Source organism: Streptomyces murinus (assembly GCF_002154555.1).
GTDB lineage: Bacteria > Actinomycetota > Actinomycetes > Streptomycetales > Streptomycetaceae > Streptomyces > Streptomyces murinus.
This window is the reverse complement of the sequence record NZ_MUNF01000625.1, coordinates 1-17,420: the sequence shown is the minus strand read 5'-3', so window position 1 is coordinate 17,420 and position 17,420 is coordinate 1. Positions and strand designations below refer to the sequence as shown.

The 17,420-nt window shown below is 71.5% G+C and carries 13 protein-coding genes and 1 pseudogene; 6 read left to right on the top strand and 8 right to left on the bottom strand.

The genetic code is table 11. The features are described 5' to 3' along the window. The first annotated feature begins 123 nt into the window (after window positions 1–123). A complete protein-coding gene (gene fxsT, locus CCN72_RS31520) occupies window positions 124–4,095 on the top strand; it encodes an FxSxx-COOH system tetratricopeptide repeat protein (protein ID WP_086811543.1) in 3,972 nt (1,323 codons plus the stop codon). A 69-nt stretch (window positions 4,096–4,164) separates the two neighbouring features. Here the strand turns inward: fxsT and CCN72_RS31515 are convergent, their stop codons facing one another. The 4 genes from CCN72_RS31515 to CCN72_RS31505 form a co-directional block, all read right to left on the bottom strand. Beyond that, the gene (locus tag CCN72_RS31515) at window positions 4,165–6,003 is read right to left on the bottom strand and encodes an HEXXH motif domain-containing protein (RefSeq protein ID WP_086811541.1); all 1,839 of its coding nucleotides are present in this window, start codon (window positions 6,001–6,003) and stop codon (window positions 4,165–4,167) included. Between the two features lie 36 nt (window positions 6,004–6,039). Then, window positions 6,040–6,204 (bottom strand): hypothetical protein, encoded by a 165-nt coding sequence (locus tag CCN72_RS39280; protein ID WP_158101443.1) that lies wholly within the window; start codon window positions 6,202–6,204, stop codon window positions 6,040–6,042. Window positions 6,205–6,330: 126 nt separating this feature from the next. Continuing rightward, entirely contained in the window at window positions 6,331–7,392 is a 1,062-nt protein-coding gene (locus CCN72_RS31510) for an effector-associated domain 2-containing protein (protein WP_086811539.1), read from the bottom strand. 9 nt (window positions 7,393–7,401) lie between these two features. After that, window positions 7,402–8,295 (bottom strand): helix-turn-helix transcriptional regulator, encoded by an 894-nt coding sequence (locus CCN72_RS31505; protein WP_244174571.1) that lies wholly within the window; start codon window positions 8,293–8,295, stop codon window positions 7,402–7,404. 157 nt (window positions 8,296–8,452) lie between these two features. Between CCN72_RS31505 and CCN72_RS31500 the strand changes: the two genes are divergently transcribed. Then, window positions 8,453–9,214: an SDR family oxidoreductase gene (locus tag CCN72_RS31500; protein WP_086811537.1), complete on the top strand. Its 762-nt coding sequence runs from the start codon at window positions 8,453–8,455 to the stop codon at window positions 9,212–9,214. Between the two features lie 713 nt (window positions 9,215–9,927). Then, complete coding sequence (locus tag CCN72_RS31495; RefSeq protein ID WP_086811535.1) at window positions 9,928–11,169, top strand: cytochrome P450 family protein; 1,242 nt, start codon at window positions 9,928–9,930, stop codon at window positions 11,167–11,169. A gap of 52 nt (window positions 11,170–11,221) precedes the next feature. On the opposite strand, the gene CCN72_RS31490 is transcribed toward CCN72_RS31495, so the two are convergent. Beyond that, window positions 11,222–11,986, bottom strand: a complete 765-nt coding sequence (locus tag CCN72_RS31490; RefSeq protein WP_086811533.1) for an SDR family oxidoreductase — start codon at window positions 11,984–11,986, stop codon at window positions 11,222–11,224. A gap of 283 nt (window positions 11,987–12,269) precedes the next feature. Between CCN72_RS31490 and CCN72_RS31485 the strand changes: the two genes are divergently transcribed. Beyond that, window positions 12,270–12,674, top strand: a complete 405-nt coding sequence (locus tag CCN72_RS31485; protein WP_086811531.1) for an FKBP-type peptidyl-prolyl cis-trans isomerase — start codon at window positions 12,270–12,272, stop codon at window positions 12,672–12,674. Between the two features lie 68 nt (window positions 12,675–12,742). Beyond that, window positions 12,743–13,779, top strand: a pseudogene (locus CCN72_RS31480) (IS5 family transposase). On the opposite strand, the gene CCN72_RS31475 reads toward CCN72_RS31480, so the two are convergent. Then, window positions 13,776–14,516, bottom strand: a complete 741-nt coding sequence (locus CCN72_RS31475; RefSeq protein ID WP_086811529.1) for a GAF and ANTAR domain-containing protein — start codon at window positions 14,514–14,516, stop codon at window positions 13,776–13,778. The pseudogene CCN72_RS31480 and the gene CCN72_RS31475 overlap by 4 nt on opposite strands. 144 nt (window positions 14,517–14,660) lie before the next feature. Here CCN72_RS31475 and CCN72_RS31470 point away from each other — a divergent pair, with 144 nt between their 5' ends. Further along, a complete protein-coding gene (locus CCN72_RS31470) occupies window positions 14,661–15,131 on the top strand; it encodes a PPOX class F420-dependent oxidoreductase (protein WP_086811528.1) in 471 nt (156 codons plus the stop codon). 42 nt (window positions 15,132–15,173) lie between these two features. Here CCN72_RS31470 and CCN72_RS31465 read toward each other — a convergent pair whose 3' ends face one another. Further along, window positions 15,174–15,929, bottom strand: coding sequence for a TetR/AcrR family transcriptional regulator (locus CCN72_RS31465; protein WP_086811526.1), 756 nt, complete (start codon window positions 15,927–15,929; stop codon window positions 15,174–15,176). Window positions 15,930–16,083: 154 nt separating this feature from the next. Next, window positions 16,084–17,420, bottom strand: a 1,337-nt coding sequence (locus CCN72_RS31460; protein WP_483027287.1) for a mannosyltransferase YkcB-related protein, incomplete at its 5' end; no start/stop codon positions are given.

Sequence of the window (17,420 nt, the reverse complement as noted above, 5' to 3'; positions counted from 1 at the left end):
TCCGTGCGTCCTTGCTTCGGGGGTGCCCACGCTGCGAGGCTTGGTGCGTGGATGTCACGCATGCCTGGAGTCTGCGGGACTCCACCGCACTCTCACCGTCACTACGGCGCTTTGAGAGCACCCATGCACGATGACGACGAACAGCGACCGGCCAAGGCCGCGCGGGCCCGCCGGGAGGCCGCCCGTGTGCTGAGCCGGCTCGGCCGGGAGGGCGGGCCGCATCCCGTGGAGGCGGTGCTCGTCGTCGATGCGCATCCCACGATGCGGGTGTGGGACGGAGCCGTCCAGGGCGATCTGGTCGAAGAGCTGGAGCGGGCCGGGCGGTTCACCCGGGTGCGGGTGGTACGGCTGCTGGGCACCGACGAGACGGACCCCGCGCAGGCCCGCACCGAGGAGCCGCTGGGCGCGCCCGACGCGGGCGCCCGCCGGGTGGTCCTGGTACTGACCGACGGCATCGCCACCGGCTGGCGCCTGGGCACCGTGCATCCGCTGCTGCGCGCATGGGGGCGCGCGCAGCCGGTCGCGGTGGCCCATCTGCTGCCCCCGCACCTGTGGTTCCGCACCGGGCTGGACGTGTACCGGGTGCGGATCCGCTCCCCGCGCCCCTGGGCGGCCAACAGCGCCTGGAGCTGGGCCGAGCGCGAGGCTCCGGCCGGTTCGCGGGACGACGAGGGACAGGACGCGGAGGCGGAGGCGGCCGCCCCCGTCGTCGTACCGGTGCTGGCGCTGGCCGAGCGATGGGCGGCCGTGCTGCTCCGGCTGGTGTCCGGGGCCGAGCCCGAGTGGCTGGATCTGGCCGCCGTACAGGCACGGGAGTGGAAGAGCAGGCCCGACGCGGCGCGTGCGCTGCCCTGGGCGCAGGACGTGCCCGACCCGCACAGCCCGGTGCCCGCCGCCGAACGCGTCTCCGATTTCCGGGCCGCGGCCAGCCCGACGGCGTTCACCCTGGCGACCCGTCTGGCCGCCGCGCCGCTGAGCCTGCCCGTCATCCGGGTACTCGTCGCCGCCACCCCGGACGCGGGCCCGGTGCATGTCTCCGAGCTGCTGATGAGCGGTCTGGTACGGCCCGTACCGGCGCGCGGTGACGGCCCGACGGACGTGGTGTTCGACTTCGCGCCCGATGTCCGCGAGGAACTGCTGGCACTGGGCCGCCGCAGCGCGACCGCCCGGGTGCTGTACGACGTCCGGGGGTTATTGGCCGGGGACGAGGCGACCCGTTCCCTGCTGCCCGCTCCCGACGAACCGCTGGACACGCTGGCGATGCCCGGCGTCAACAGCCGCAACATCGTCTTCCTCCGGGTGGAGCTGACCGCGCTGCGCGCCCTGTCCGGGCGCTACGACCAGCGCGCCGCGATGCTGGCCAAGGTGCTGAGCTGGCACGATCGGCGCTACGCGGTCAGCCTGGAGAAGTTCACCCTGGAAAAGACGCGCCGCACATCCACGGGATCCGCGCCGGCCGCCTCGGTCTCCGACGCGGACGGGCCCGCCGCCGGGCCGCAATCCCGGACCGTTTCCGAAGGAGCCTCATCGATGCCGACACCGCCTCAGGAAACCGCGGAGGGAGAGCGCACCACGCAGCCGCGCGTCTGGGGGAACCTGCCGCCGCGCAACCCCAACTTCACCGGGCGCGACGAGCTGCTGGAGCTGCTCGACCAGCGGCTGCGGGAGGGCACCACCACGGTGCTGCCGGAGGCGATCCATGGCATGGGCGGCGTCGGCAAGACCCAGCTGGCGATCGAGTACGCCTACCGGCACCAGTCCGAGTACGACATCGTGTGGTGGATCCCTTCCGAGCGGCCCGGACAGATCGGCCAGGCGCTGGTGGAACTGGCCCAGCGGCTGGGCCTGGTGACCACCACCGAGGCCAACATCGCGGGCCCGGCGGTCCGCGAGGCGCTGCGGGAGGGCCGGCCGTACTCCCGCTGGCTGCTCATCTTCGACAACGCCGACAACCCCGAACAGGTGCGCCACTACTTCCCGCAGGGCGGCCACGGCACCATCCTCGTCACCTCCCGCAACCGCCGCTGGGGGCAGGTGGGCGGCTCCCTCGAAGTGGATGTGTTCACCCGGGAGGAGAGCAAGGAGCTGCTGCGCCGTTCCGGGCCGCCGCTGCGCGAGGAGGAGGCCGACGCGCTGGCCGAGGCGCTGGGCGATCTGCCGCTGGCCCTCGAACAGGCCGCGGCCTGGCGGGCCGAGACCGGGATGCCGGCGTCCGAGTATCTGCGGCTGTTCGAGAACAAGCGCATGGAGCTGCTGGAGGTGGCACCGCCGCCGGACTACCAACTCCCCGTCGCCGCCGCCTGGAACGTGTCCCTGGACCACCTGGAGACCCGCAGCCCCGCGGCCCTGCGGCTGCTTCAGCTGTGCTCCTACTTCGCGCCCGACCCGATCTCCCGCTCCATCTTCTCCGGCCTCGGCAACAGCAGCATCTTCCCCGAGCTGGACGCCGCCCTGAACGACCCGATGCGGCTCGCCCGCGCCATAAGAGAGGTCAACCGGTACTCGCTGGCGCGGATCGACCACCGTACGAACTCCATCGAGATGCACCGCCTGGTGCAGCTGGTCCTCAACAACCGTATGTCGCCGGAGGAACAGGCGAGGATGCGGCACGGGGCGCATACGCTGCTGGCTGCCGCCGACCCCAAGGCACCGGTCGATCCCGCGAGTTGGCCTCGTTACGCGGAGCTGTACAGTCACGTCATCGCCGCCGGTGCGATCAGGTCCGACCAGCCCTGGGTACGGCAGTTGGTGAGCAACATCGCCAAATACCTGTACTGGTGGGGCGATCACGAGGTGTCGCTCGACTTCTCCGAGCAGGCGTGGAAGTCCTGGCTGGACATCTTCGGGGAGGAGGACCAGCAGACCCTTCTGATGGGTCAGTGGCTGTGCTTCATGTACTGGGTGGTGGGCCGGTTCGACGACGCTGCGCGGCTGGTGAGCCACCTGAGGGAGGTGTACGAGCGCACCGCGCCGGCGGACGGAGAGGACAACCGTGAGGACGCGCTCGACGCACTGCAACTGGAGGCGGCCGTACGCCGGGTGGAGGGCAGGTTCGCCACCGGAGCGGAGCTGGACCGGATCGCGTACGAACGGGCGCACCGGGCCTTCGGCGAGGACGACCCGACGACACTCAACATCGCGCACAACCTCTGTGTGAGCCTGCGTCTGGTCGGGGACTTCAATGGAGCGCTCGAACTCGACCGGCGCACCCTGGATCTGAAACTGCGGCTGTACGGCCGAGAGGACCGGCGGACCCTCCACTCCGAGCACCACGTGGCCATCGACACTCGTGAGACGGGGGACTACGTCGGAGCGCTCGCCCTTCAAGAGACCGTGCTCAGCGCCTACGAGAACGTTTTCGGTCGAAACAACCCCGCCACGGTGGAGGCCAAACGCCAGCTCAGCGAGGCGTCCCGCAAGGCGGGCGACCATGCCCGGTCGCTGGAGTTGGCCACCGAGGCGCACGCCCAGTTCACCCGCCGTTACGGCGAGACCCACCCGCAGTCCCTGGCTTCCGCGCTGGCCCTTGCCGTGGCGCTACGGCAGAACGGCGACCTCCAGGCGGCGCGGACGCGGGGCGTCAAGGCCTGCGAGGGGTATCGGCAGATCTACGACCCCCGCCACCCGCATGTTCTGTCCGCGGATGTCGACCTCGCCGTCACCCTGCGGCTGCTTGGTCTGCCCGAGGAGGCGCGGCGCCTGGACGAGGCGGCGCTCACCTCGCTCACCAACCGGCTCGGAGTGGGGCACCCCCAGGCGCTCGTCTGCGCCATCAACCTGGCCAGCGACCTGGCCGCCCTGGGCCGGTACGAAGAGGCACGGCGACGCGGCGAGGAGACACTTGCTCTGTGCCGGACCTCCTTCGGCGAGGACCACCCGACCACCCTTGCCTGCGCCGCCAACCTGTCCCTGGACCTCCTCGCGACCGGCGCGGACGCTGAGTGCGGGCCTCTGCGGGAGGACACTCTGACCCGCATGGAGCGCGTCCTGGACGCCCCTCGCCTCCAGACGGATTCGGGGACCCGGCACCCGGCGACGGTGCAGTTCCGGGAACGGGAGCGGGCCAACTGCGACATCGATCCACTGCCGCTGTGACGCGGAGCGGGGGCACCGGGGTGCGGCAGAACCCCACATAGCCGCACCCGGTGCGTTTGCTCCTGAGCCTCACGCCCCCAGCCAGGCCGCCAGCCGAACAGGGTCCGCGCGGCGGCCGGTCGTCCTCGCTATGGCGTCCTGTACGGCGCGGGCGCGCTCGGGATAGTGGAGGAGGAGACCGGAAGCAGCCTGCTGGGCCGGATCGGAGGCGAGGGCGCGGCCGAGTCCCGACCAGGCAGAGGCGGGTGCCTCTTCGCTCGACAATCGGGCCGTATACGCGGCACGGGCTTCGTCGTGTTCACCGCAGAGCAGCCGCACCTCGGCCATATCGGCGCCGTCCACACCCCCGGGGCGCCGCCAGGCTCCGTCGGGGTCGCTGAGGAGGTACCGGGCAAGGACCGCGGTGCTGTCCGAGAAGCGGACCTCGGGCTCGGGAACCAGTAGGGGCTCGGCCGCGAGGACCGATGGCGGACGAGGGGCGCCCTGCCGCCAGGCTCGGACCGATTCCTCGACGGCTTTCGCCGGTGGGCGCAGGTGGTGGGCACGCCAGCGGGCATGATGGTCGGCCGCGGCATCATGGGCCAGCCGCAGCGGTGTCGTGGGAACCTCGTCGGCCATCCAGGCCGCACAGCGTTCGGTGAGGCGCTCGACGACGTACAGCCCGAGCGAGGTCAGCCGCCCGTGTCCGCGGATGGCGTTCAACGTGACCCACACCTGGGTACGCCAGAGCGCGAACTCGAAGTGGGCGAGGGGGGCGTAAGCCGGGTCGGCCATATGCCGGTGGGCACGCCAGAATCGGGTCACGCCGAGGAAGGCGTATATGCCTTGGAGCAATCCGCCGAGTGGCCGGGGATCGTCGCGCCAAGGGGCATAGAACAGGGCTTCGGGCGGCGCAGGGTCCGGCGTCTCCTCACAGAGCGGCTCCAGGTGCATCAGCCCGCCCAGCTTGGTGTGCTGGAACTCGTGCACGAGGGTCGCGGCGAGTTGGGCGACGTCGTCCGGGCGGGACGCGGTGACACCGCCGAACGCATCGCCGGCCGTACTGCTATGCGGCCGAAACCTTTCTCTCACGGGGGCCGGTGCCACCGATATGAGGCCTTGGCGCATCGCCTCGGCAGTCTCCGGGTCGTCGCGCAGCAGCACCTCCCAGGCCTCGGTGAGCGACGACTCCCAGTACGACGCCTCCGTCGGGGACAGCACGTTCGGCCCGCTCGGGTGGGGAAACGTGCGGTAGGGGTCCAGTTCCTCAAGCACCAGGGGTTTCGCCCGGTCCGCGGCCCCCAGCGTCATCCGGCGCACCGGTAACCAGTCACGCTCTCGCCGGGCCGGGTCGACGGGGACCGCCACCTCGCCGCCCACGCCGGTGATCCGCAACCGGCCGTCGTGCCCCGTGACCCGGGCGGTGCCCCACGGCTCAGGGTCCGCGAGGACCGCGCAGCCCAGTGTGGGCAGCGGCACCAGGCCGCGACGCACGGGAACGGTGATGTCGAACTCCAGCCCGGCCCGTGCCGCGGCGGCGGCCGCGAGCGCGGCCAGATGCCCCATGACCACCCAGTGCGGCGCGTCCTCGTAGGCCCGTCCCCTGACTCGACGCACCGCGAGCGACACCCACATACCGGTATTCGGGGACATCAGCAGCTCTTCGCACACCTCCGGAGCGTGGAACTGGGCGCGTTCCAGTAAGTCCCAACCCTGGGCGAAGAGATCCGAGCCGTCCAGGTCCGCGCCCATCCCGAAGACTTCGTTGCGCAGCGCCCACAGCAGCAGAAGCCGACGACTGCGCTCCGCGCGCAGCAGTTCCGCTATGACCGCACCATCACCCTCGCCGTGTGCGAGATCTCTGAGGCCGACTGCCGAGAGCCGGTGGTACGGCGGTTGTTCCCCCGTCGTCGTGGCATCAGCAGCCACGTGTCCCCCATAGCACCCTGCTGATCACCTCGTCGCTCAGTCCAAGCGGGGCGGGCTGTATGACACCGTGATGGCCTGCGGCCCGTCGATGTGGTGCAGCAGCTGCTCCAGGGACTCGGTGAAGGTCCGGTCGTCCAGGGAGCGCAGTGCTTCGAGGGAGATTCCCGAGAGATCGACGAGACCGGACTCGACGGCAGGCACCGGATGCTCCAAGGCTGCCAAGTCCCCTCCCGTATCTACCAGTTATGCACTATCAGTGCCTCGACCAGCATGACCCAGCACCGCACGCCCCGCAACCCTGCGGCCTTTCGGCGCCGCGAGATCGAGTCAGCCGCGAAAGCGGGCGAGCCGGGCCGCCGCGCCGTCCACCCGGTCCACTTCGGGCGAGGGTCCTTCCAACAGACGTACCGCCTCCAGGAGTTGATCGAGCGTGCCGGGATAGCGCAGACAGGTGCGCACGATGCCGTAGACATCCATCCGCAGCCGGGGATCACGGGGACTGTTGGCCGCTATCCGGTCGCTGATGCTGTCCAGCACGAGTCCCATGCCGTTGCCGCCGCGCAGTGCCGGTACGGCGGTCAACGCGTCGACCAGCTCCGCAAGTTCGCGCAGCGGGAGATCGGACGGCAGCCCCGCCAGACCGACGGCCGGGCGTCGCCCCTCGACGCCGTCGGCGAGGCCGAGCGCGGTGCGTGACGGCAGACCGGCCCAGCGCCGCAAGCACTCCGACTCGGCGGCCGTGAGCGACTCGTACCACCGCTCCACCCGCCCGGCCGCGAGTCTGCCCAGGCCGTCGGCCCGGTGGTGGGCGCTCACCAGGCCGATCACCGCGCCGCCGCACCACACGAGCGCGCCGGACATGCCCTCCCAGGGAGAGCGGTGCGGCTCGGGGTCGGCGGGCGGGGCGGCGACCGCCAGTTCCAGGGTGCCCTCGCGGCGGTTGGACAGGACCGAGACGGTGCCGGTGACATGGCAGGAGTCCCGGTAGCGGCCGGGCGTGTCCCCAGCTGCATCCCCGCCCCCGCTCTCGCGGAGCTTGAACCGCGGGAAGCCCATCGCGCTGAAGGGCAGCACCACGTCCGCGTCGGGTACGGCGGCATAGCGCGGCGGTTCGACACCGGTGCGGTCCGTCGGTACGTCCGCGATCTCCAGCAGCGCGACATCGGCGGCCGCGGCCGAGAGCACGACCCGTGCGGGGGCGCTCCACTCCCCCGGCCGGTCGGCGTCGAACCGTACCCGTACGGCGCTCGCCCCCGCGACGACATGGGCGGCCGTCAGCACATGCCCGGCCCCGACCCGGTACCCGGACCCGCGCCGCCCCGGCGGCCCTGCCACCAGCACCTCGGCGACCCGCGCCGCGTCCAGCCCCGCTTCCCCCGGTCCCCTCACCTCCGTCCTCTACCCCTCGGGCCTCGGGGGTACGCGGCGTTCGGCGCCCGGTGATCCCTCAGGTGCCGGTTCCGCACCGCCGGGTGCATCGGTCGGCGTCAGTGCCGCGAGGAGCCGTAGCTTCTCGTCGCTGTCGCTGTTCCTGTCCGGGTAGTAGACGACGAGGATGACGTCCTCCACGGGGAGCTTGTCTCGGTGCAGCCGCAGTTCACCGACGACGGGGTGGTGCACGGTCGTCGTGCCGCCGTCCAGGCTCCGGACGTCGTGCCGGGCCCACAGGGTGCGGAACCGCTGGCTGGACAGGGCGAGTTCACCGACGAGTTCGACGAATCGGGGGTCGTCGGTGTCGTCCCCGATGGTGGTGCGCAGTGCGGCGACGAAGTCGGCGGTGGCCTTCGTCCAGTCCTGGTGGAAGGCCTGTTCCTCGGGGTCGAGGAGGAGGGAGCGCAGCCGGTTCTGACCGGGCGTCAGACGCGGGGAGAGCGCGACGGCCATCGAGTTGGCGGCCAGGACGTCGAACGCACGGCCCTCCACGAACGCCGGGATCTGGAGATGGGCGAGCAACTCGTGCACCCGTGCCGGTACATGCTCGGAACGCCTGCGGCGCGGTGCCCTGGGGCGTGCGGCGGAGAGGCCGAGCAGATACGTCCGCTCGATGTCGTCGAGCCGCAGGACCCGCGCGAGCGATTCGAGGACCTGCGGTGAGGGGTTCTTGTCGCGGCCGCGCTCCAGGCGCAGGTAGTAGTCGGGGCTGATTCCGGCGAGCAGGGCGACCTCCTCGCGGCGCAGCCCGGGTACCCGGCGGTTGCCGCCGGGCGGGAGTCCCGCCTGCGCCGGGGAGACCAGCTCACGCCGGGCGCGCAGATAGGCGCCGAGCCGGTTGCCGGATTCCTCGTCTTTCATACGGTCACCGTAATGCGGGGCGCGTGTCCCAGCGGGGGTCCTGGCAGGACCAGGGAGAACGGGGGCCCTGCCACGGGCGGCGGACGCCGCCAAGACTGAGGGAGCACCTTTTCCCGAAGATCTCAGCAGAGAAGATCCGAGCAGAAAGGAAGATCCCATGGATCTCTCCCACCGCACTGTTCTCGTCGTCGGCGGCACCTCGGGCATCGGGCGGGAGCTGGCCCGGCGGTTCGCCGCGGCGGGCAGCACCGTGGCCGTCGGCGGCCGTAACTCCCGGGCGCTCGCGGAACTGGCCGAGGAGGGTTTCGGCACCTTCGAGGTGGATGTCACCGACGGTTCCTCCGTCGCCGCCGCCCGTAACACCGTACTTGCCCGCTACCCCGGGCTGGACACGGTGGTGACCATGTCGGGCGTCATGCTCATGGAGGACCTGCGCGACCCGGCGCACTTCGAGGCGGCCCGGGCCACGATCGACACCAACCTGCTCGGCACCATCCGGGTGATCGACGCCTTCACCCCGCATCTGGTCGGGCGCGGCGCCGGCACCTTCGTCACCGTCACCTCCGGCATCGCCTTCCTGCCCTTCCCGCCCATGCCCAGCTACGCCGCCTCGAAGGCCGCGGTGCACGCCTACTCCGAGGCGCTGCGCGCACAGCTCGCCGGCACCGGTGTCGGCGTCGTGGAACTCGTCCCCCCGGCGGTCGCCACGGCGGGCCAGGAGAAGGTGAACCCGCACGCGCTGCCGCTGGACGCCTTCACCTGCGAGGTCATGGAACTGCTCTCGGCGGACCCCACTCCCGACGAGATCCTCGTGAAGGGCGTCCTGATGCACCGCTGGGCCGAGCGCGAGGGCACGTACGACGACCTCGTGGCCCAGCGTTCCCGGGCGCTGGCGATGCTCCCCGGGCGCGAGGGCTGACGTCCGGGGAGCACCGGCGTCCCCGGCGAGAAGCTCCCGTCACACCCCTTACGAGGACGGAGTGGGGGCCGTACTCGCGGTAACGGATGCCGAGGGGGCCTTCCGGCGTATCTTCCTCGGCCACGGCCCCTTGACCCGATATGCGAGGTCTATCCTGCTCGCACGGCCGGCTGCCGGGGGGAAAGCCGGACTTCGCCTCCCCTGCGGCACGCGGTGCGTGACACCTTGCCAGGGAGGCGTTCGGACATGGCACTCCTGAACCCGCTCACGGACGACGGACTCACCCAAGCCGGTCGGCGTACTCGGCGGGGCGGGGGAACGCGGCCGACCGGCCCCGGTCGCGCACCGAACGCTTCAAGCCGGTGGTGAAGCCTGTGGTGAAGCCGGTGCGGGGCGATCATCGCGGCGCATGGCCCTCGCCGCCTTTGCCGACCCCACCGAGCCCGGTTCCGTGCCCTGATCCGGTTCCGTGCCCGTGCCTGGGTCCGTGCCCGTGCGCGGGTTCCGTGTTCGGGTCCGGGTTCCGGGCCCATGCCCGCGACGGCACCGTCCCCGCCCCCCCTGGCCGGCGACGGATCGCCCCTCGCCGCGGTCCGCTGACAAGCGAGCCGGCGACCACGGGACCCGCGACGTCCACCTGGGCGCAAGGGCGCCGGTCCCGTTCCCGCACCGCCCTCCCGTCCTTCCCGACTCCCGTCGAAGGAGCCCTGGCCGTGACCGAAGAGCAGCCTCTCGTCCTCGACCCCGCCGGTTCCGACCATCACGCCGAGCACCGGGCGCTGTACGCCCGTGGCGCGGCCACGCCCGTGGACGTTCTCGGGGTGACCGCGTGGTCCGTCTCCGACCCCGACCTCCTGAAGGAGCTTCTGACCCGCGCCACCGTCTCCAAGGACGCGCGAGCGCACTGGCCGGCCTTCGCCGCCACCGTCCCCACCTGGCCACTCGCTCTCTGGGTGGCGGTCGAGAGCATGTTCACCGCCTACGGCAGCGATCACCGCAGGCTGCGCCGACTGATCGCCCCGGCCTTCTCGGCCCGCCGTGTCGCCGCCCTGACCCCCGTCGTGGAGTCCGTCGTCACCGGAATCCTCGACGAGCTGGAAGCCCTCCCGGCCGGCGAAGTGGTGGACCTGCGCGAGCGGTTGGCCTATCCGCTGCCGATCGCGGTCATCGGCCGGATGATGGGCCTCTCCGCCGCCCGGTCGAGCGGGCTCCGTACGGTGGTGGACCGGGTGTTCGCCACCACCCTGTCCGCCGAGGAGGCCACGGCGAACACGGCCGGCCTCTACCGGCTGTTCGACGAGCTGATCGCGGCGAAGCGTGCCGCACCCGGCGACGACATGACCTCGCTGCTGATCGCCACCCGTGACGAGGAGGGCGACGGCGGTTCCCTGACGGACGCCGAACTGCGCGACACCCTCGTCCTGATGGTCAGCGCCGGGTACGAGACGACCGTCAACGTCATCGACCACGCCGTCACGTCCCTGCTGACCGACCCGGCGCAGCTGGCCCACGTCGACGCCGGCCGGTGCGGCTGGGAGGACGTGGTCGAGGAGGCCCTGCGCCACGAGTCGGCGATCAAGCACTTACCCATGCGCTTCGCGCTCCAGGACATCCCGCTGCCCGACGGGAGGACGATCCGGGCGGGGGAAGCCATCCTCGCCTCCTACGCCGCCGCCAACCGCCATCCGGACTGGCACGGTGCGGACGCCGATCTCTTCGACGCCACCCGGACCACCAAGGAGCACCTGGCGTTCGGCCATGGCGTCCACTTCTGCCTCGGCGCCCCGCTCGCCCGCCTCGAAGTCGCCACCGCCCTGCGCCGGCTGTTCGCGCGCTTCCCCGAGGTCCGGCTCGCGGTACCCGCCGAGAAACTGCGCCCGCTGCCGACCTTGATCAGCAACGGGCACATGACCCTGCCGGTGCGCCTGCGCCCGGTGTCCGCTCCCCAGCCCTAGCCAGGGTCTTTCGTTTGGATCAGGCCGGGCGGCCGTCGTGCCCGGAACGGGGTCAGCGGGTGGTGTATCCGCCGTTGAGGAAGAGCGTCTGCCCGTTGGCCCACCATCCGTCGGTCAGCAGATGGCGGACCCACGGCACGATGTCGTCGATCTTGGTGAGCTCGCCGTTCATCGCGGAGGACTTGTGGTAGGCGACGGAGTCGTCGTCCTCGGCGGGGTAGAAGAACGAGGTGTCCATCGGGCCGGGAGCGATGTTGTTGACCGAGATGTTCCGGCCGAACAGCTCCTTCGACAGGGCGCGGGTGAAGTGCTCGACCGGGGCCTTGCTGCCCGCGTAGACGGAGTACAGGCCGGTGTACGCGGCGAGCAGCGAGGTGACGATCGTGATGATCTTCCCGCCGTCGTCCATCCGGCGGGCCGCCTCGCGCATCACGAAGAACGCGGCCTTGGAGTTGACCGCGAACATGCGGTCGTACTCCTCCTCGGTGATCTCGGTGAGCGGTTTCTTCAGCACCATGCCGGCGGTGTTGATGCTGTAGTCGAGCTTGCCGAACCGGTCCAGGACCGCTTCGAAGACCCGCTCCACCTCGGCGACCTTCGTCAGGTCGGCCTGGACGGCGAAGGCCTCGCCCGCACCCTTGTTGATCTGCGCGACGACGTCCTCGGCCTTGGCCCGGGAGGACTCGCTGTTGTAGTGCACCGCGACCAGGGCGCCCTCGGCGCCGAGGGTCGTGCTGATCAGCCCGCCGAGATTGCGGGACGCGCCGCCGACGAAGGCGACCTTGCCGTTGAGTGTCTTGTCCGGGGTACTGGCCATGACAGCCCTCCTGCGGTGTTCCGAAGGTGACGGCACGGTCCGGCGGACGCCGGGGCCCTGCCATGCCCATGGACTCATCCGTACCAGGGGGCGCGCATCTTGAACGGTCCGATCGCCGAGGGAACGAGCCGCTCCGCACCACCGCGTCCACCGCATCGGGCACGTCCGTCCCAATGGCCCCGGGCCGGCTCGGTAACGTGACCATCTGCCGCATGGAGTGGCCATGTGTTCTGTGTTCGGCCGGCCCGTGCGAGGGCTTCCGACGAAAGGTGATGAGGCCCCGATGAGCGAACCGACGAAGCCCGAGGTCGACGTCCCTGAGGGTGACGCTCCCACCGAGCTGACCGTCCGTGACCTGGTGGTCGGGGACGGTGCCGAGGTCAAGCCGGGCATGGTGGTCAGGGTCCACTACGTCGGGGTGACCTTCGAGTCCGGGAAGGAGTTCGACGCCTCCTGGGACCGGGGCCAGCCGTACAAGTTCGCCCTGGGCGGCGGCAAGGTCATCAAGGGCTGGGACCGGGGAGTGCGGGGGATGCGGGTCGGCGGCCGGCGCGAGATCATCGTTCCCCCGCGTCTCGGCTACGGCAATCAGTCGCCCTCGCCGTTGATCCCGGCGGGCTCGACCCTGATCTTCGTGGTGGACCTGCTGGACTCGTATTCCAGCACGACCGGATGGAGTAACTCCTAGGGGCTGTTTGGGGTTTGGATCTTCGTGAGGCTCGATGGTGTGCTGGTCCGGGCTGGTAGAACTCGGGTGTGGCGCGTTTCGATGTGACGGATGCCGAGTGGGAGTTGATCGAGCCGCGTCTGCCGGTGGCGGCGACGGGTCCGCTGCCCCGGCGGGTGCGGGATCAGTTCAACGGGGTGTTGTGGAGGTTTCGCACCGGCTGCGGCTGGCGTGACGTCCCGGAGCGCTACGGGCCCTGGTCGACGGTGTACTCGAGGTTCAACGCCTGGTCGAAGGCCGGGGTGTTCCAGGCACTGATGGACGCTCTGATCGCCGAGGCGGCGGCGCGCGGGCGGGTCGGGCTGGAACTGGTCAGCGTGGACTCCACCATCGTGCGGGCTCATCACGAATCGGCCGGACTGGCGGTCGCCGGGGAGACCCTGGACGCCCTGGAGCAGGCACTGACCGAGGAAAAGGGGGTTCCGCTGCCGGAGCAGGGGCCGGTCCTGCGGGTGCTGCACCGCATGCCCCGCCAGGTGCGGGCACCACACAGGAGGCGGGCAGCGGCCGTGCTGAGACGCGGCGGCGGCGGGCACGGGCGGAAGCGGCCGGACTCGGCCGGTCCAGAGGCGGGCTGAGCAGCAAAGTGCACGCCGCGGTCGACGCGGCGGGACTGCCGCTGGTGTTCGTCCTGACTCCCGGCCAGGCCGCGGACTGCCCGCAGTTCCGGGCGGTCCTCGACCGGCTCCGGGTCCCCGGCCCGCTCGGCCGGCCACGCACCCGACCGCGCGCGGTGGCAGCCGACAGGGCCTATTCCTCCCGGTCCAACCGCGCCTACCTGCGCGGACGCGGGATCACCGCCGTCATCCCGGAGAAGACCGACCAGGCCGCCAACCGGCGCAGGAAAGGCTCGGCCGGTGGCCGGCCCATCACCTTCGACCCGTACCGGTACCGGCAGCGCAATACCGTGGAACGCTGTTTCCAGAAGATCAAGACCTGGCGCGGACTCGCCACCCGCTACGACAAATCCCCCGAGAACTACCTGGCAGGACTCCACCTCCGCGGATCGATCATGTGGCTGAAGCATCACGTCAACAACATGATCCGAACCTCAAACAGCCCCTAGTTGTCCGTCGCGCCCACGATGCGCCGGGCCAGGTCGCGGAGCTTGACGTTCTCCCGCTGGGAGGCGCGCACCAGGCTCTCGAAGGCGGCCTGGGCGTCGATGTCCAGGCGTTCCATCAGGATGCCGGTGGCCTGTCCGATCAGGTCCCGGGTGTGCATGGCCGCGGTCAACTGCTCGCGTACCGTCACGGAGTTCAGGGCGAGGCTCACATGCGCGGTGAACAGCCGGCCGAGCCGGGCCGCCGCCTCGTCGAAGGCGCCGGGCTCCCGGGAGTAGGCGGTGAGCACCGTCAGCCGGCGCCGGTCGGCGCGCAGCCGCATCGACAGCACCGAGCGCAGCTCCTGCGGTTCGCCGTCCGCGCCGCCGCTGTCCGCCACCCGCACCACCGGCGCGTCCCACAGGCGTTCCCAGTGCGGCAGGTCGGGGGTGCCGGCCGCGCGCACGATGTCATGGCTCCAGGCGACCGTGCGCCGGCTCTCCCCCCGCTCGATCTCGCAGACCCCGGCGTGTTCGGCGCCGGGCAGCAGATGCACCGCGAGCCGGACCGCGGTGTCGAGGGCGGCGCCGGGGGAGGCGCTCTCGTGCAGCTCACGGGCGGCCGCCGTCAGGGCCTCGGCCAGGTCGAGGGCGCCCGGGGAACGGGTCGCCTCGACGACGTCGTACGCGGCGAAGTCGTACGAGGGGGAGTCGGGCACGGAAAAGTCGGACGCGGCCACCACGAACCTCTCGGATGACATGACCGTACGGCCATGCGCAGGAGAGCTCCGCAGCACATTCCCGACTGCGAGCACAGGACAGAAGAACTTTAGCTGCTCCATTGCGGTGAAGTGACCTTCCTCCGGTGCCGCTCGCGGCGGCCGGGAGCGTTCTAGGCTGCGGCCATGGCACCCAACATCGCGACGAACACCCGTGTCTCCCTGGACGAGCTGCTGGACTTCGTACGACCCCGCCACCGGGCGCTGCTGATCACCCGCCGCGCCGACGGCTCACCGCAGGCCTCCCCGCTGACCTGCGGGGTGGACGACTCGGGCCGGATCGTGGTCTCGACCTACCCGGAGCGGGCCAAGACCCGCAACGCCAAGCGCGATCCGCGGGTGAGCCTGCTGGTGCTCAGCGACGACTGGAACGGCCCCTGGGTGCAGGTCGACGGCACCGCCGAGGTCGTCGACACCCCGGACTCGGTGGAGCCGCTGGTCGAGTACTACCGGAACATCGCCGGTGAGCACCCCGACTGGGACGAGTACCGGGCGGCCATGCGCAAGCAGGGCAAGTCGATCATCCGGGTGACGCCGGAGCGCTGGGGGCCGGTGGCGACCGGGGGGTTCCCGGCGCGGCTGGTCGGCGGGGAGTGACAGTTCGGCAGGGGCTTCGGCACCTGCCGAGCCGGAGCGGGCTCAGCCCCGTTCGACCATCGCCTCGATGCCCGCGATCAGCAGGTCCAGGGCGAAGGCGAAGTCACGGTCCATCAGCTCGGCGACCGTGCCCCGGTCGCGGGCCTCCATGATCTGCCGGGACTCCTGGACGAAGTCCGCGGTGTGCGGGTCCTCCCGTACCGAGTTCCTGGCCTGCTGGTAGTAGTCGTCCGGGGTCAGCCCGGAGTCCGCGATCCGGCCCATGAACTGGGCCTCCTTCGTGCCGAAGCCGTACACGAACTGGAAGACGGCCGAGATCGCGCCCATCACCCGGTGCGCGGGCAGCCCGGAGCGGCCGAGGGTGCGCTGCACACTGCGGGAGAAGTCCAGCGAGTGGGGGCCGATGTTCAGGTACTGGCCGGCCAGCCGGGACAGCCAGGGGTGGCGCACCAGCAGGCTCCGGTACTCGGCGGCCAGCGCCCGCAGCGGCTCCCGCCAGTCGGCCGCGTCGTCCTCGGCGGGCAGGCGCAGTTCGCCGTAGGCCGCGTCCAGGGCGAGTTCGAGCAGGTCGTCCTTGGTGTCGACGTACCAGTACAGGGACATCGCGCTGACGTTCAGCTCGCCGGCGAGGCGGCGCATGGAGAACTTGGCGAGGCCCTCGGCATCCAGGAGGCGCACGGATGCGGCGGTGATCCGCTCCCGGTCGAGGCCGGAGGGCTGTCCGCCGCGGCCGCCGCGCCGGGGCTTCTCCTGGAGCCACACACTGTCCCGCGCCGTCCGCCCCGCCGTCTTCGCCACCGGCGCACCTTCCTCTGTTTCCGGTCAGTCGGAGCCCATCGAGGTCACTGCCCGGGAGGCCAGGGGTCGGCCGGCGCGGGGGCGCGGGCCCGCATCCCTGAGCCGTTACCCATATCCCCCGGCTCTTAGGCGCGGCCCGCTCCGCCGATTCCTCTCAGTTTCCTGTGTGCTGGGTGAGGTCGTAGAAGGTGGCCGAGCCCACGGTCACCTTCTTGAAATTGCTCTGGACCCAGGAGCTGATCTGCGAGCCGGTGCCGCCGGCGCCACCGCGCCCGGCGCCCTCTCCGCCCTGGCCCGTGCCGCCGCCCATGCCGCCGCCGTCGATGAAGTAGTGGATCCGGCCGTCGGCCACGTACTTCTTGAACTGGGCGAGCGTCGGGGACGGGTCGGTGCCGTTGAAGCCGCCGATCGCCATCACCGGGTCACCGGTGGCGAGTTGGTAGCTGGCCGCGTTCTGCGAGCCGATGGAGGCGGCGACCCAGGTGTAACGGGACGCATCCTTCTCCAGCAGCGCCTTGGCCGCCGAGCCGACGTTCGCGCCGTTCAGCAGGCCGCCCATGCCGCCGGCCCCGCCCGCGCCCTCGCGGGCGCCGCCCGGGAAGCCACCGGCGAAGTCGCCGCCGAGGCCCGGGAATCCGTTCCCGTTCCGCCCACCCGGCATGCCCTGACCGCCGCCGGGCATGCCCTGCCGGCCTTGCTGTCCCTGCTGGCCCTGCTGGTTCTGCTGGCCGGGCATGCGTCCGCCGCCGAAGCCGCCCCGGGCGCCGCCGGTCCGGCCGCCACCGCCCGGTCCCCGGCCGCCGCCGAAGCCCATCATGCTCGCGCCCGCCGGGCCCGCCGTCGGGATGGAGCCCTCGTGCGCGGAGTCCACCGTGCTCAGGGTGTAGGCGGTCGGCCCGGCCAGCGCGGCGACCAGGGCGAGGGCCGCCGCCGCGAGGGCGAGGGGCCGGATGAGGCGCCCGGCGAAGATCAGGCCGAGGGCCGCCACCAGGCCGCCGATCAGAACCAGCCACTTCAGCCAGGGCAGATAGGCCGGGGTGCGGTGCAGCAGCACATAGCCCCAGGCCGCGGCCGCCACCACGGAGGCGGCGAGCACGAGCGCCGCCCACACCTGCCCGCGCCGCTCCCACAGCAGCCCGGCGCCCATGCCGATGACGGCGGCCAGATAGGGGGCGAGGGCCACGGTGTAGTACTGGTGGAAGATGCCCGCCATGTAGCTGAAGACCACCATGGTGGTCACCAGGGAGCCGCCCCAGACCAGGAGCGCGCCCCGGGTGACCGAGGTACGCCGGTACCGCCGGGTCGCCACCAGCCCCGCGACCAGCAGGATCAGCGCGGCGGGCAGCAGCCAGGAGATCTGGCCGCCGATCTCGGAGTCGAACATCCGGCTCCAGCCGGTCTCCCCCCACATCCCGCCGCCCGCGCCGCCGCCGGGGCCGCCGCCCCCGCCGACGCTGCCGGTCTCCTCGCCGCTCAGCCGGCCGGACCCGT

Excerpts from the sequence above, each read along its gene's own strand:
- fxsT (WP_086811543.1), top strand. The coding sequence starts at position 124 with ATGCACGATGACGACGAACAGCGACCGGCCAAGGCCGCGCGGGCCCGC.
- CCN72_RS31505 (WP_244174571.1), bottom strand. The coding sequence starts at position 8,295 with ATGAAAGACGAGGAATCCGGCAACCGGCTCGGCGCCTATCTGCGCGCC.
- CCN72_RS31500 (WP_086811537.1), top strand. The coding sequence starts at position 8,453 with ATGGATCTCTCCCACCGCACTGTTCTCGTCGTCGGCGGCACCTCGGGC.
- CCN72_RS31490 (WP_086811533.1), bottom strand. The coding sequence starts at position 11,986 with ATGGCCAGTACCCCGGACAAGACACTCAACGGCAAGGTCGCCTTCGTC.
- CCN72_RS31485 (WP_086811531.1), top strand. The coding sequence starts at position 12,270 with ATGAGCGAACCGACGAAGCCCGAGGTCGACGTCCCTGAGGGTGACGCT.
- CCN72_RS31475 (WP_086811529.1), bottom strand. The coding sequence starts at position 14,516 with ATGTCATCCGAGAGGTTCGTGGTGGCCGCGTCCGACTTTTCCGTGCCC.
- CCN72_RS31470 (WP_086811528.1), top strand. The coding sequence starts at position 14,661 with ATGGCACCCAACATCGCGACGAACACCCGTGTCTCCCTGGACGAGCTG.